The following is a 14,563-nucleotide window of genomic DNA, read 5'->3' on the forward strand; positions in this document are numbered from 1 at the left end:
AGCCTGCATGTCCGCCCACAGCCAGTTCGCCCTGCTGCGGCAACGCCGCTTTCTGCCGTTCTTCGTGGTCCAGGCGCTGGGCGCCTTCAACGACAACGTGTACCGGCAGGCGATCATCGGCCTGCTGTTCTATCTGGGCGTGACCCCCGAGCAGCGCACGCTGTACACCAACCTGGCGCCGGCGTTGTTCATCCTGCCGTACTTCCTGTTCTCCTCGCTGGCCGGGCAGATCGCCGAGAAGCTGGAGAAATCGCGGCTGGTGGTCATCACCACCACGATGGAGATCGGCATCATGTCGCTGGCCGCGGTCGGCTTCCTGACCGAGAACATGGCGGTGCTGCTGGTGGCGCTGTTCTGCACCGGCCTGCAATCGACCCTGTTCGGGCCGGTGAAGTATTCGATCCTGCCGTCGGTGCTCAAGCCGGAGGAACTGACCGGCGGCAACGGCCTGGTCGAGATGGGCACCTCGATCTCGATCCTGTGCGGCATGATCCTGGGCGGGCTGATCTTCCAGATCGCCGGCAGCCACGGGCCGGTGGCCGCGGCCACCGCGGTGGTGGCGCTGGCGGTCACCGGCAACCTGGTGGCGCGCTGCATCCCCAAGGTCGACGCCGGCGCGCCCGAGCTGAAGATCAACTGGAACCCGCTGCCGGAATCGCTGGCGATCATGCGCCTGACCCGGCGCCAGCTGGCGGTGCGCAACGCCGTGCTCGGCGTGTCCTGGTTCTGGTTCGTCGGCACCGTGCTCACCGCGCAGTTGCCGACCTACGCCGAACTCAACCTGGGCGGCGCGCAGGACCTGTACATCTTCGCCCTGGCGCTGTTCTCGATCGGCACCGGCACCGGCTCGCTGCTGTGCGAGAAGCTGTCCGGGCGCACCGTGGAAATCGGCCTGGTGCCGCTGGGCGCGTTCGGCATCAGCGCCTTCATGCTCGACCTGTACTTCGCCCGGCCCGGCGCCGCGCTGCAGACCGGCCTGGGCATCGGCCAGTTCGTGCACCAGGCCGGCAGCTGGCGGATCATGCTCGACCTGGTCGGCATCGGCCTGTGCACCGGCCTGTTCGTGGTGCCGCTGTTCGCGCTGATCCAGAGCCGCACGCCGAAGGCGGAGCTGTCGCGCGTCATCGCCGGGCTCAACATCCAGAACTCGCTGTTCATCGTGCTGGCGGCGATGATCGGCATCGCCCTGCAGATGCGGGAGCTGCAGCTGTTCGGCACGCGCATCCCGATGCCCGGGCTGAGCATTCCGCAGGTGTTCCTGGCGCTGGCCATCGCCAATGCGCTGGTGGCGATCTGGATCTTCAGCATCGTCCCCGAATTCCTGATGCGCTTCCTCAGCTGGGTGATGGTGCGCACGCTGTACCGGCTGCGCCTGCACGGGGTCGAACGTCACGTGCCCGAGGAAGGTGCCGCGCTGATCGTGTGCAACCACGTCAGCTACATGGACGCACTGGTGCTGGCCGCGGCGATTCCGCGGCCGGTGCGCTTCGTCATGTACTACCGCATCTTCAACATTCCGGTGATGCGCTGGATCTTCCGCACCGCCAAGGCGATCCCGATCGCCGGCGCGCGCGAAGACCCCGAACTGATGCAGCGCGCGTTCGACGCCATCGACGCCGCGCTCGCCGAAGGGGAACTGGTGTGCATCTTCCCCGAGGGCGCGCTGACCAAGGACGGCGAGATCGCCGCGTTCAAGTCCGGCGTGGAGAAGATCCTGGCGCGCCGCGCGGTGCCGGTAGTGCCGATGGCGCTGCGCAACATGTGGACCAGCATGTGGAGCAAGCGCGATTCGCGGTTGCGGCGCATGCGCGTGCCGCGGCGCTTCCGCGCGCATGTCGAGGTGATGGCCGATGCGCCGGTGCCCGGCGCGCAGGCCACCGCCGAGACCCTGGAAGCGCAGGTGCGGCGGCTGCGCGGCGATGCCGCCTGAGCGCGGCGCAGGTGCCGCGGGCGCGCGCTTCGGGTAAATTACCCGCAGGGGAGACGCCACAAGCAGCGGCGTCCATTGCGAAGGACCGAGGACAGTGAATCAGGTCGTACCACCACCAGCGCCCAACGCGACGGGCGTCTATGTGCCCAACAATCTCGTCTGGGCCATCCTCTCCACGCTGTTCTGCTGCCTGCCGCTGGGCATCGTCTCCATCGTCTACGCCTCGCAGGTGGATGGCCGCCGCGCCGCAGGCGACATCGCCGGCGCACGCGAGGCATCGCGCAAGGCCGGCCTGTGGGCGATGTGGTCCGCGTTCGCGCTGCCGATCCTGATGGCGCTGTGGTTCCTGCTGTTCGGCGGCCTGGCCTTCCTCGGCAGCCTGACCAGCCACTGACCCTGGGCGTTTCCCGTTTCACCACCCAACCACCGGAGCAACACGGATGAATACCACCGCACCGCAAGTGTCCAACAACCTCGTCTGGGCGATCCTGACCACGCTGTTCTGCTGCCTGCCGCTGGGCATCGTGTCCATCGTCTATGCCGCGCAGGTCAACACCAAGCTCGCCGCGGGCGACGTGACCGGCGCGCGCGAGTCGGCGGACAAGGCCAAGAAGTGGGCGATCTACTCGGCGATCACCTCGGTGGTGCTGATCGTGCTGTACCTGATCTTCATCTTCGCCCTGGGCGGCCTGGGCATGATGCAGCAGTCGTCCATGTCCTGAGGACCGCGGCCGCCGTCGCCTGCGACGGCGGCCGGCCACACGCGCTCGCCTGCCTGCCATGTCCCTGCCGCGCCTGCAGTCCCTGCCCCGCTGGCTGCCGCTGGCCGCACTGAGCGGCGCCGCGGTGGTCGCCACCGTGGTGCTGCGCCGGGTCGATCCCAATGTCCCCGGCAATCCGCTGCCCGGCTGCCCGTTCCGCGCCCTCACCGGCCTGTATTGCCCCGGCTGCGGCAGCACCCGCTGCCTGCACGCGCTGGTGCATCTGGACCTGGCTCACGCCTGGAGCAGCAATCCCCTGCTGGTGGTGGCACTGCCGCTGCTGGCGATCATGGCGCTCAACGCCGCCGGCCTGCGCCTGCGCCCGCTGGCGCCGCTGCTGAAGATCCTCGCCGACCCGCGGCTGTGGCTGTGGGTGCTGCTCGGCTACGCGCTGCTGCGCAACCTGCCCTGGTCTCCCTTCACCCTGCTCGCGCCGCACTGACGGCCCGCCACACCCGCACCGCAGCGACTCGTCTAGACTCAGCAACTGCCGTGCACCACCCATCAAGGAGATCCACATGAGCACCGTCGGCCCCGTCACGCCTCCGCCCGCCCCCGCCTCCGGCGTTCCCGGTCCGGTCCCCAACCACCTGGCCTGGGCGATCATCTCGACCGTGCTCGGCTTCTGCCTGTGCTGCCCGGCGCTGATCACCGGCATCGTCGCCATCGTGTTCTCCAGCAAGGTCAACGGCCTGCTCAACCAGGGCGACCTGGAGGGTGCGCGCCGCGCCTCCAACACCGCCAAGACCTGGTGCTGGGTGACCACCGCGCTGGCCATCATCGGCCTGCTGATCAACATCGGCATGCTCGCCACCGGCGGCATGCAGAGCTACATGGACTACATGCAGCAGATCCAGCACGCGAGCTGATCGGCATGCGCGCCTGGCAACAACGGGCGTGCCTGGGCGCCGCCGCCGCACTCGCGGCCGGCGGCGCCACGCTGTTGTACCGCTTCGACCCCAATGCCGCGAACAACCCCTTCGCGCCGTGCATGTTCCATGCGCTCACCGGCTACTACTGCCCGGGCTGCGGCATGACGCGGGCGCTGCATGCGCTGGTGCACCTGGACCCGGTCGGTGCGTTCGCGATGAATCCCGGCGCGATGCTCGGCCTGGCGCTGCTGCCCGGCCTGATCGCCTGGAAGGCCGGCTGGCGCGCAGCCTGGTTCGCACCGGTGATCAACGTGGTCTCGCGGCCGAACTTCTGGCTGGTCGCGCTGCCGGGCTACTGGATCGCACGCAACCTGCCGTGGTTCCCGTTCACCCTGCTGGCGCCGCACTAGCCGGCCTGCCGTATCCGCCGCGTCGCGTCGGGTAGCGGACGCGCACCTCCCAGCCCGGCTGATGGGCACCTCTCGTCACGTCGGCACGCGTCCTGTAGCAGCGGCTTCAGCCGCGACAGGCGTTCCCGACAAGTCCGTCGCGGCTGAAGCCGCTCCTACGCGACAACGGCGTGCGTGGCAGAAACAGGCTATTGGAGGATGCCCTGATGTCGGGAGCAGCCTCAGCTGACCCAACCGGCGATCACCAGCAGCGCCAGCAGCACCAGCCACAGCAGCAGCACCCGCCAGACCTGGCTCATCGCATCGCGCAGTTCGGGCAGGCGCCGCAGCGCCGGCACCACCATGCCCGCATCACTGTAGTCGTGCGCCTCGGCATCGAGTTCGCCGCGCACGCTGGCGCAGGCCACCGGCCCGAGGAAGCCGCTGTCCAGTTGCCAGCGTTTGCCGCCGGCGGCGCGCCAGGCACCGAACACCGCTTCGAAATTGCCGACCAGGGCCAGCGAAAACGTCATCAGGTGCGCCACCGGCCATTCCATCGCTGCCAGCAGCTGGCGCGCGCCGGCGGCGGTGGCCGGCGGCAGCCGCGACGCATACGGGCCGACCGCGGCCAGCGCCAGCAACCGGTAGCCCAGCGCGCCAAACGGCCCCAGCAGCAGGAACCAGAACAACACCGCGAACCAGCGCCGCAGCGCGCTGACCGCCACCGCCTCGACCAACCCGGCCGGATCGGCGCGCAGCGGCCCGCCATCGGCCTGCAACTGCGCCACCGCCAGCTGCCGCGCCGCGGCATCGTCGGCGTCGATGATCGCTTCCACGTCGGTATCCAGGTCGCGCGGCCCCCAGCTGAAGGCCAGGACCGCGATCCCGAACAACAGCGTCAGCAGGCCCAGATGCGGCGCCGCCAGCAGCCACTGCAGCAGGCCGACCAGCAGCAGCGGCGGCAGCAACGCCAGCGCGATGCCGTAGCGGCCGCGCCAGGTGCTGCCCTCGCCGGCATGCGTGTCCAGCCAGCTCAGCCAGTCGCCGAAGGCGTCGAAGCGGCGCAACGAGGCCACCATGCCGGGCGCGACATGGCCCAGCACCAGGGCGACGATCACAGCGACGAGGGTCGTGAACATGCAGGTCCTCCGGGACCGTTCTGAAAACGGATGCGCGCAGCGCGCCGGCGCGGTCAGGCCGGCGCGCCGTGCCGGTACCAGTCCTCGATCAGCGCACGGGCGATGGAAATGCGCGGCGGCAGGCGCAGGCCGTGGCCGTCGTCGGCACTGTCGCCGTGCGCCGCCAGGCGAGCCAGCGCGGCGCCGACCTCTTCGCGCTCGAACCAGCGCGCGTCTTCCAGTTCGCCGTCCACCTGCGGCGTGTCCGCTTCCGCCTGCGCGGTGAAGCCGAGCATCAGCGCGCCCGGAAACGGCCACGGCTGCGCACCGTAGTAGCGGCAACTGCCAGGCCGCACCCGTACCTGGGTCTCCTCGGCCACTTCGCGCGCCACCGTCTGCTCCAGCGATTCGCCCGGCTCGACGAAGCCGGCGATCACCGAGTAGCGCCGCGCCGGCCAGCTCGCCTGGCGCCCCAGCAGCAGGCGCCGGCCATCGCTGACCGCGACGATCACCGCCGGATCCACCCGGGGGTAGTGTTCGCTGGCGCACTGCGTGCAGACGCCGAGGAAGCCGCCGCGCTGCAGCGCGATGGCACCGCCGCACACGCCGCAGAAGCGGGTGCGCGCCTGCCAGTGCAGCATCGCGCGGGCGTAGGCGAACAGGCCAGCCTCCAGCGCCGGCCACTCGGTGGCGGCACGGCGCAGGTCGATGCGCTGCGGCGGCGGCGCCCGCTGCGGCACCGCCTCGGCGGCCAGCGCGAACCAGGCCTGGCTGTGGTCCAGGCCGAGGAAGAGCGCCTGCTCCGCCGGCGCGCCAAGCGCGGCGGCGCTGGCGATCAGCGGGCGTCCGTCGGTCTCGGCATGCGCATGGCCATCGGCGTCCAGCACCAGCACCCGTGCCTGCTCCCAGGCCTGGCGCAGCGCGGCCGGATCGTTGCGCACGGTATCGGCACGGTCGATCGCGGGACCGGCGAAGGCGAAGGAGTCAGTCGGATCGGACATGCGCCGCAGGGTGCAGGCAAACCGCGCGTCCCGCAAGCCGCAGCGTGTCTACACGCTGAAGCTGCTGCCGCACCCGCAGGTGGTCTTGGCGTTGGGATTGCGGATCACGAACTGCGCCCCGTGCAGGCCCTCGCTGTAGTCCACTTCCGCGCCCATCAGGTACTGCAGGCTGAGCGGGTCGACCAGCAGGGTGACCTGGTCGGTCTGCACCGCCAGGTCGTCCTCGGCGCGGTTCTCGTCGAACTCGAAGCCGTACTGGAAGCCGGAGCAGCCGCCGCCCTGGATGTACACGCGCAGCGCCAGGGCGTCGTTGCCTTCCTCGCGGATCAGCTCGCGCACCTTGGCCGCGGCGGCCGCGGTGAAGTTCAACGGCCGATCCAGCGACTGGTAGTCGGGCGTGGGCGCGGCGCCCGGCAGGGAAACGAGAGTGCTCATGGCGGCAGGATGGGGACGGCCGGCCCCCGAATCAAGCCTCGGCGGTCAGCGCGCGCGGCGGCTCGGCGTCGCCGGCGGCCTCGCGATGCGCTTCCGGCGGCGCCAGCGCCGCCAGGCTGCCGGCGTGGATCAGGCGCCCGGTCAGCTGCGCGCCGGCGTTCATCTCCACCACCTGGTAGTGCACGTTGCCCTGCACCCGCGCCTTGGACGCCAGTTCCACGCGCTCGGCGGCATGCACGTCGCCGATCAGTTGGCCGTTGATGATCACCACCGGCGCGCGCACTTCGCCCTCGATGCTGCCGTGCTCGGACAGGGTCAGCGTGGCCGGCGCGCCGTCCTCGGCCACGACCTTGCCGAGGATGCGCCCTTCCACGTAGAGCCCGCCGCTGAACACCAGGTCGCCGCGGATCACCACCTGCGCGCCGATCAGCGTATCGACCACGGTCTGGCCGCTGCTGCGGCTGTTCTTGTTTCCAAACATAGGCTGATTATTCCCCTTTGCCGTTACCGGCCAATGTCCAATCGAAGGTCTGGCTGACCGGCGCCCCGCCGCCGCTCAATACCACCCGCACCCGTTGCGGCGTGAAGCCCTTGGGCAGGATCACGCTGCCATCCAGTTGCTGGAAGTAGCGGAACGAGTAGTCCTGCCCGGGCACACCGGTCTTCTGGTGCAATTCGTCCCAGCCCACGCTGGTCAGCTTGCCGCCGCGCACGCCTTCCACGGTCAGGCGCAGCTGGCCCTGGCTGATCGCACCGCGGTTGAGGTTCTGGGTCAGCACCACGTTGTAGCGCCAGGTGCCGCCGGCCTCGGCGGAAAACTCCACCGAATGCACGCTCAGGCCCTTGCGCTGGCTGGTGGCGCCGACCAGGCGCTCGTAGAAGGCCACGTCGGCACGCAGCCCGGCGATCTCCTCGTCGCGCTCGGCCAGCGAACTCTGCACCTCGTTGTTGGCGGCGCGGCTGATCTGGTCGGAGCGGGCCAGGGTGGCCTGGCGCTGGTTGAGCGTCTCGATCTGCCGCTGTTGCGCCTGCAGGTTGCGCTCGGCCTCGCGCAACTGCGCGCTGACCGCACTCAGCCGCGGTGCGGCCTGGCGGCTGGCCAGCCACCAGGTCAGCGCCAGCGACAGCAGCCACAGTCCGGCCAGCAGCAGCCACAACCCGCGGCCGCGGCGGGGCGCGGCGCCGTTGGGCACGATCTGGAAACGGGGAACGGGTCGGTTCATGCGCGCTGCCGCGCCACCGAGGCGGCGCCGGCGTCGATCCTCGCGGGTCGGCCTGCTGGGCCACCTAGTGTAAGCCACCCTCCTGAGCGGCGCCGGACTGCACCGCATCCCACGCCCCGCCCCGCGGGCTGGCCTTCGCGGCAGGCTTGGCCGATAGTGGCCGGCATCCGTGCAGTTGCAGGAGCGCCTGCCATGACCGACGCCCATCTTTTCGTAATCGGCATCCTGCTGGCCTGGCTGGCCGGCATCCGCGTCTACCTGACCGTGTTCGGGGTCGGCCTGGCCGGCCTGCTCGGCTGGCTGGACCTGCCGCCGGCGCTGCAGGCGACGCAGTCGTGGTGGGTGCTCGGCACCTCCGGCGCGCTGGCGCTGGCCGAGTTCTTCGCCGACAAGATCCCCGGCGTGGATTCGGTGTGGGACCTGCTGCAGACCCTGACCCGGATCCCCGCCGGCGCCTTCCTGGCCGCGGCCACGCTCTCGCCCGACGGCCAGCTCGGCGCCGGCGCGCTGGCCACCGGGGCCGGCGTGGCCCTGACCAGCCACGCGCTCAAGGCCGGGACCCGCGCCCTGCTCAACACCTCGCCGGAGCCGGCGAGCAACTGGATCGCCTCGCTGGCCGAGGATTCGGTGGTGATCGCCGCCCTGGCCCTGGCTCTGGCGCACCCGTGGCTGGCGTTGGCCGTGGTGCTGGCGGCGAGCGTGCTCGGCGCGCTGCTGGTGTGGTGGACGTGGCGCCTGCTGTGGCGGGGCATGCGCCGCCTGCTGGCGCCGGCGGCGCCGTCTGCCGCGCCGCAAGGCACGCAGCCTTCGCGAACTTGATCGCATAATTGGACGCGCACCAGGAACCAGACGCGATGCCCGCCAACGACGCCGCTCCGCTTTCCCATCGCGAGGACCCGCGCGCGCGCCATGTCCGCGCCGAAACCCCGCCGCCGCACTACTGGCGCCGCTGGGTCGGCGACGCGCAGACCACGGCGCCCGCCGACCTCGCCGCCGATGATCGCGTGGCCGCTCTCGCGGCCGACTCCACGGCGGCCGCCATGCCGCTGGCCAGCAGCGAGCACGACGACGGCCCGGCCGATGCCAGCGCGGCCGCCTTCGTCGTCGCCGACACCGACGCCGATCCCGCCGCACAGGCCGCGGCCGCAGCCGCGCCCTACCGCGTGCTGATCGTCGAGGACGACCGCGCGCAGGCGCTGTTCGCGCAGAGCGTGCTGCACGGTGCCGGCATGCACGCGCAGGTGCAGATGCAGGCCGAAGACGTGCAGCAGGCCATCGTCGACTACCGCCCGGACCTGATCCTGATGGATCTGCACATGCCGGGCCTGGACGGCATGCGCCTGACCACCCTGATCCGCCAGCAGCCGCAGCACCAGTTGCTGCCGATCGTGTTCCTGTCCGGCGATGCGGATCCGGAGCTGGAGTACGAAGTGCTCGACAGCGGCGCCGACGACTTCCTGACCAAGCCGATCCGGCCGCGGCACCTGATCGCCGCGGTGTCCAACCGTATCCGCCGCGCGCGCCAGCAGGCGCAGCAGGACCACGCCGAGGCGGCGCCGCTGAACAATCCCGAGACCGGTCTGCCGACTCGCGCGCATCTGCTGCAGCTGCTGGACACGACGCTGCGCGCGCGCCGCCCCGGCAGCCTGTACTTCATCGAGATCGCCAGCGCGCTCGGCCTGCGCGAACGCTACGGCTACGCCGCATTCGAGCGGCTGATGGCGCAGGTCGGGCGCCGCCTGGCCGGCATCACCGCGCCGCAGCCGCTGGCGCGGCTCAACGACAACAGTTTCCTGCTGCTGGCCGAGGACGCCGATGCCGACGCGCAGCGGCAGCGCGCGCAGGGCCTGCGCGACACCCTGTCCGGCCACGCCTTCCCGCTGCGCGAGGACGAGGCGCTGCACCTGCGTTGCGCGATCGGCTATGCCGACTTCGGCCATGGCTTCGAGGACGCGGGCAGCGCGCTGGAGGCGGTGGAACGCACCGCGCTGCAGGCGCGGCTGCAGCCGCAGGGCATCGCCGCCTACGTGCCGCCGCACGCGGACGAGGACCTGCAACGCATCGCCATGCTGGAGGGGCAGCTGGAACCGGCCTACCAGCCGATCGTCGCCGTCGCCGGCGGCGACATCGCCCAGTATCAGGTGCTGCTGCGCCTGCGCCAGCGCGACGGCAGCCTGCTCTCGGCCGGCCAGGTGCTGCCGGCGGCCGAGGCCGGCGGCCGCATCGCCGACCTCGACCAGCAGGTGCTGGACCACGCGCTGGGCCTGCTGCACCTGTACCAGCACGCCACCCCGCCGCTGCGCCTGTTCGTGTCGCAATCCTCGCGTACGCTGGCGCGCACCGCCTTCGCCGAATGGCTGATCGACACGATCGGCCGCCGTGGCGTCACCGGCACCTCGCTGGTGATCGACCTGCGCCTGGACGATGCGCTGGTCCATACCGCCACGCTGCAGCAGTTCTGCGCGCGGCTGATGCCGCTGGGCGTGCAGTTCTGCATCAGCCAGTTCGAGCCGGGCGCCGAAGCCGAGGCCCTGCTCGCGCACCTGCCGCTGGGCTATCTGCGCCTGTCGGCACGCTTCGCCGGCGCGCATGCCGATCCGGATCTGCGCGACCAGCTGCGCGCCACCATCGACCTGGCGCACCGCGCCGGCCTGCTGATCATCGGCCAGCAGATCGAGCAGGCGCAGGCGGCGGCTGCGATGTGGATGGGCGGGGTCGATTTCATCCAGGGCAACCTGGTGCAGTCGGTCGGCGACCAGCTGAACTTCGACTTCCAGAACGCGGTGCTGTAGCCATGTCCGACCGCAGACGCCGGCCGGTTCCGCGGCCGGCGGCCTTCGCCGCGGCGCTCGCGGTCGCCGGCACCCTGCTGGCACTGCCGCCGCTGGCACTGCCGTTGCCGGCGCCGTGGCACTGGCTGGCGCCGCTGTGCATGGCCGCCGCCGCAGTGTTGGCCACCCTTGCCGGCTGCCGCGCGCGCCAGCAGATCGAACGCCTGGATGCGGCGCTGGCGCGTGCGGCGCTGGCCGAGTCCGAACGCAATGCCCTGCAGCACGACGTGCACGCGCGCGCGCGGCTGGAGCAGGAACTGCTGCAGGCCAAGCAGGCTGCCGAGGCGGCCACCCAGGCGGCTGAAGCGGCGGTGCTGGCCAAGGGCGAGTTCCTGGCGACGATGAGCCACGAGATCCGCACCCCGCTCAACGGCATCATCCCGATGCTGGAGCTGATCGGGCGCGGCCCGCTCGGCCTGGACCAGCGCGAGATGCTGCGCGCGGCCAACACCTCCTCGCTGCAGCTGCTGCGCATCGTCGACGACATCCTGGATTACTCCAAGCTGGAAGCGAACCGGCTGGAGCTGGAGATCACCACCTTCAACCTGCGCGAACTGCTCGACGGCGTGCTGGAGCTGATGCAGCGCGCGGCCGAGGCCAAGGGCCTGCGCATGGCGCTGCAACTGGACCCGGCGGTGCGCCTGCCGGTGCGCGGCGATCCGGTGCGCCTGCGCCAGGTGCTGAGCAACCTGCTCGGCAACGCGGTCAAGTTCACCGCGCGCGGCGGCATCGACCTGGGCGTGCGCCGGCTCGGCGAGACCCCGGCGCAGCACCTGCTGCGCTTCGAGGTCCGCGACACCGGCATCGGCATCAGCGCCGAGCGCCAGGAGCACCTGTTCCAGGCCTTCACCCAGGCCGATGCCTCCACCACCCGCCTGTACGGCGGCACCGGGCTGGGCCTGACCATCTGCAAGCGCATCGTCGAACTGATGGGCGGACGCATCGGCGTGGCGTCGCGGCTGGGCCAGGGCGCCACGTTCTGGTTCGAGATCCCGCTGCTGAAGGTGATCGGCGACCTGTCGCAGAACCCGGGCGGCCTGCCGCGGCTGCACGCGCTGCTGGTCGGCGCCGACCAGCGCCTGCAGCAGCGCCTGAGCGTGCTGCTGCCGAACTGGGGCGTGCAGCTCAGCAAGGTCGATTCGACCCAGGAGGCGCTGGAGCGGCTGCGCGGCAACGGCAGCGGCGCGCGCCCGGCCTACGATCTGGTGATCGGCGACCTGGACGGCCTGCGGCAGAGCGCGCGCGCCCTGCAGCGTGCCGTGGCGCGGCTGCCGGCACCGCAGACCACGCGGCTGATCTGGCTGTACGGCGAGGCCGACATTCCCGAGGAAATTCGCGCGCACGGCGCGCTGCTGTCGCGGCAGGCCGCCGACATCGACCTGCGCAGCATGCTGGCGCTGGCGCCTGCGACGCCGAGCCTGGCCAGCGAGACCGCCGGCGCCAGCGAAGACGCCGCGGATACGTTCTACCACGACGCCTTCGCGCAGGACGCCAAGGACAGCCCCACGCCAATCCGCGCCGCCGCTGCGGCGACCGCTGCGGCGGAGGCCGATGCGCCGCCACCGCACAGCGGCTACCGGCTGCTGCTGGTCGAGGACAATCCGGTCAACCTGATGGTGGCACGGCGCCTGCTGGAATCGCTGGGCCACCACGCCGACAGCGTCGAGGACGGCGCCGCCGCGCTGGCGCAGTTGGCGCGGCAGCCGTACGACCTGGTGCTGATGGACTGCCAGATGCCGGTGCTGGACGGCTACGCCGCCACCCGCCAGTGGCGCCAGCGCGAGGCCGAGGCGGCACGCCCGCGCCTGCCGATCGTGGCGATGACCGCCAACGCGATGGCCGGCGACCGCCAGCGCTGCCTCGAGGCCGGCATGGACGATTACCTGTCCAAGCCGATCGACCGCGCGCGGCTGCAGGCTTGCCTGCAGCGCTGGCTGCCGAAGCAGCCGGCGGCCATGCCGGCCCGCGTGGCAGTCGCGCCCGGGGCGGATGCGGCCATCGTCAATGGACCGGCGGCGGATGCGCTCGCCGACGCGATGCACGTCGAACCGCAGGACACCGACCGCGCCGTCATGCACCCGGCGGACGCTGGCACGGCGTCCAGCCCCACCACGACGTCGACTGCCCCGCTGCCATCGCCCAATCACGACAGGCGCGACGTTTCCCCGGCAGCGCCTGCGCTGGAACAGGACGGGGCGTCGCGCGGCGCCACCGCGACGTCGACGCCACCGCTCGCCCCGCCGGAGGCAGGGGATCTCGAGCCGCCATCGGCGGTGCCGGCGCCGGTGCTGGACATCGCGGTGCTCGACGAGCTGCGCGAGGTCGTCGGCTCGGCCAGCGTGGCGCAGATCGTCGAATTGTTCCTGGCTGATGCGCCACTGCTGATCCAGCGCCTGGAGCAGGCCGCCGCGACCGCGCAGAGCGACGCGCTGCGCGAGGCCGCGCACACGCTGAAGTCCTCGGCCGCCAACCTCGGCGCACTGGCGCTGTCGGCGGCGGCACTGCGCATCGAGTCGGGCGTGCGCACCGGCACGCTGGATCGGCCCGTGGTCGCGGTCGCGCTGGTGATCGCCGAGTTCGCGCGCGCGCGCCTGGCACTGAGCGGCTACCGCGCCAGCGTCCACGATGCCGCCGAACCCGCTGCGCCGTAACGCGGCATCGCGCGGGTCGCCCCGTGCCTGCAGGCGGCACGATCGCCCGCCCAGACCTGCCACCGAGCGTCGAAGACGCAGACGCACCGCCTGCTGCTTTTCTCGCAGGAGCGGCTTCAGCCGCGACAGGCGTTACCGGTAACGCCTGTCGCGGCTGAAGCCGCTCCTACCGTAAGAGGGCGCGGTGCGTGCATGGGCGTCGCGATGCACCGCCATGACCTTCGCCGTGTCGCATGCTCCGCCTGCGATCGCGCAGGGGACGTCGCGAGAGTCAGATGCGAGGTGTTGCGGTTGATCCGCACAGGAAACTCTCGCCGCGCGCGATGCGGCCGCAGTCGCCGCCGGCTCGGTGCATGCAGGAGCAGCTTCAGCTGCGACCGATCACCATCAATGCGTCGCGGCGGAAGCCGCTCCCACAGAAACGCGGAGGTCGTGCGCTGCCGATGCCATGTCGGCCACATGGGCTCGCGCAGCAGCGGCATGTGCCGCTGTTCGGGATCAGCGGCGACTTTCGGCCCGCGACGCGTCGCGGCGGAAGCCGCTCCAACAAAAGGGCGACGCCGCACGATGCGGATGCGATGCCGTCATCATGGATTCGCGCAGGAACGGCATGTGTTGCTGCTCGGGATCATCGGCGACCTTCCGCCATCCACGCGTCGCGACTGAAGCCGCTGCTGCACGTGCGTGGCTGAGCCGATCCACGTCCCGGAGTGCAGAGCCCGCACACTCTCCAACGCGGCGCGGACACAGGCCGGCGCCGCGGCGTCATGCGCCGACGATTCAATCGTCGAGCTTGGTCAGCAGGTAGTTCGGCTCGCCGATGCGCTCGATCAGGTCGAGCTGGGTTTCCAGCCAGTCGATGTGCTCTTCTTCCGATTCCAGGATGTCGGCCAGCAATTGGCGGCTGACGTAGTCCTGGATCGACTCGGCGTAGGCGATGCCGTCGCGCAGAATGACGGTGCCTTCTCGCTCCAGCGCCAGGTCGCACTCGAGGATTTCCTTGGGGTTCTCGCCGATGCGCAGCTTGCCCAGCGCCTGGAAGTTGGGAAGCCCCTCGAGGAACAGGATGCGGTCCGCCAGCTTGTCGGCGTGCTTCATCTCGTCGATGGATTCCTTGTACTCGTGCTCGGCCAGTTCCTTCAGGCCCCAGTTCTTCAGCATCTTGGCGTGCAGGAAGTACTGGTTGATCGCGGTCAGCTCGTTGTAGAGGACCTTGTTGAGGAACTCGATGACTTTGCTGTCGCCCTTCATGATGTCGCTCGCGTAAATCCGGAAAGCGCAGACTCTAGCGAATCGCGCCGCGACGTGAAGGAACGCGAATCGTGATCATCCCGCGCCGCAGCGCGGCGGAT

At 70.9% G+C, this 14,563-nt stretch carries 15 protein-coding genes; 9 read left to right on the top strand and 6 right to left on the bottom strand.

Annotated features, from left to right (window positions below; all coding sequences use genetic code 11):
* The first annotated feature begins 7 nt into the window (after positions 1 to 7).
* The 6 genes from NUG21_RS18900 (at position 8) to NUG21_RS18925 (ending at position 3,973) form a co-directional block, all read left to right on the top strand.
* The gene (locus NUG21_RS18900) at positions 8 to 1,930 is read left to right on the top strand and encodes an MFS transporter (RefSeq protein ID WP_263391690.1); all 1,923 of its coding nucleotides are present in this window, start codon (positions 8 to 10) and stop codon (positions 1,928 to 1,930) included.
* A gap of 94 nt (positions 1,931 to 2,024) precedes the next feature.
* Entirely contained in the window at positions 2,025 to 2,324 is a 300-nt protein-coding gene (locus tag NUG21_RS18905; protein ID WP_048489319.1) for a CD225/dispanin family protein, read from the top strand.
* 46 nt (positions 2,325 to 2,370) lie between these two features.
* Positions 2,371 to 2,652 carry a CD225/dispanin family protein gene (locus NUG21_RS18910; RefSeq protein WP_160946144.1) on the top strand — a complete coding sequence of 94 codons (282 nt, stop codon included), beginning with the start codon at positions 2,371 to 2,373 and terminating at the stop codon, positions 2,650 to 2,652.
* A 58-nt stretch (positions 2,653 to 2,710) separates the two neighbouring features.
* The gene (locus NUG21_RS18915; RefSeq protein WP_184502400.1) at positions 2,711 to 3,133 is read left to right on the top strand and encodes a DUF2752 domain-containing protein; all 423 of its coding nucleotides are present in this window, start codon (positions 2,711 to 2,713) and stop codon (positions 3,131 to 3,133) included.
* Positions 3,134 to 3,209: 76 nt separating this feature from the next.
* Entirely contained in the window at positions 3,210 to 3,560 is a 351-nt protein-coding gene (locus tag NUG21_RS18920) for a CD225/dispanin family protein (RefSeq protein ID WP_160946142.1), read from the top strand.
* 5 nt (positions 3,561 to 3,565) lie between these two features.
* Entirely contained in the window at positions 3,566 to 3,973 is a 408-nt protein-coding gene (locus NUG21_RS18925; protein ID WP_019797682.1) for a DUF2752 domain-containing protein, read from the top strand.
* A gap of 221 nt (positions 3,974 to 4,194) precedes the next feature.
* Here the strand turns inward: NUG21_RS18925 and NUG21_RS18930 are convergent, their stop codons facing one another.
* Genes NUG21_RS18930 through NUG21_RS18950 form a run of 5 tightly spaced genes read right to left on the bottom strand, consistent with a single transcriptional unit; the run spans position 4,195 to position 7,729 of the window.
* A complete protein-coding gene (locus NUG21_RS18930; RefSeq protein WP_160946140.1) occupies positions 4,195 to 5,091 on the bottom strand; it encodes a hypothetical protein in 897 nt (298 codons plus the stop codon).
* Between the two features lie 53 nt (positions 5,092 to 5,144).
* The gene (gene nudC / locus NUG21_RS18935; RefSeq protein WP_263391691.1) at positions 5,145 to 6,071 is read right to left on the bottom strand and encodes an NAD(+) diphosphatase; all 927 of its coding nucleotides are present in this window, start codon (positions 6,069 to 6,071) and stop codon (positions 5,145 to 5,147) included.
* A gap of 48 nt (positions 6,072 to 6,119) precedes the next feature.
* Complete coding sequence (gene erpA, locus NUG21_RS18940) at positions 6,120 to 6,506, bottom strand: iron-sulfur cluster insertion protein ErpA (RefSeq protein ID WP_017908990.1); 387 nt, start codon at positions 6,504 to 6,506, stop codon at positions 6,120 to 6,122.
* Between the two features lie 31 nt (positions 6,507 to 6,537).
* Positions 6,538 to 6,987: a bactofilin family protein gene (locus NUG21_RS18945; protein ID WP_160946138.1), complete on the bottom strand. Its 450-nt coding sequence runs from the start codon at positions 6,985 to 6,987 to the stop codon at positions 6,538 to 6,540.
* Positions 6,988 to 6,994: 7 nt separating this feature from the next.
* Entirely contained in the window at positions 6,995 to 7,729 is a 735-nt protein-coding gene (locus NUG21_RS18950) for a DUF6776 family protein (protein ID WP_160946137.1), read from the bottom strand.
* A 192-nt stretch (positions 7,730 to 7,921) separates the two neighbouring features.
* On the opposite strand from NUG21_RS18950, the gene NUG21_RS18955 reads away from it, so the two are divergent.
* Genes NUG21_RS18955 through NUG21_RS18965 form a run of 3 tightly spaced genes read left to right on the top strand, consistent with a single transcriptional unit; the run spans position 7,922 to position 13,211 of the window.
* A complete protein-coding gene (locus NUG21_RS18955) occupies positions 7,922 to 8,548 on the top strand; it encodes a DUF4126 domain-containing protein (protein WP_242084692.1) in 627 nt (208 codons plus the stop codon).
* Positions 8,549 to 8,583: 35 nt separating this feature from the next.
* Positions 8,584 to 10,521, top strand: a complete 1,938-nt coding sequence (locus tag NUG21_RS18960) for an EAL domain-containing protein (protein WP_263391692.1) — start codon at positions 8,584 to 8,586, stop codon at positions 10,519 to 10,521.
* Between the two features lie 2 nt (positions 10,522 to 10,523).
* Positions 10,524 to 13,211 (top strand): hybrid sensor histidine kinase/response regulator, encoded by a 2,688-nt coding sequence (locus tag NUG21_RS18965; RefSeq protein WP_263391693.1) that lies wholly within the window; start codon positions 10,524 to 10,526, stop codon positions 13,209 to 13,211.
* 780 nt (positions 13,212 to 13,991) lie between these two features.
* On the opposite strand, the gene bfr is transcribed toward NUG21_RS18965, so the two are convergent.
* On the bottom strand, positions 13,992 to 14,462 hold the full coding sequence (gene bfr / locus NUG21_RS18970) for a bacterioferritin (RefSeq protein ID WP_263391694.1): 471 nt from the start codon (positions 14,460 to 14,462) through the stop codon (positions 13,992 to 13,994).
* Positions 14,463 to 14,563: the final 101 nt, after the last annotated feature.

Origin of the sequence: Xanthomonas sp. CFBP 8445, from assembly GCF_025666235.1 — a bacterium.
GTDB classification, from domain to species: Bacteria; Pseudomonadota; Gammaproteobacteria; order Xanthomonadales; family Xanthomonadaceae; genus Xanthomonas_A; species Xanthomonas_A indica.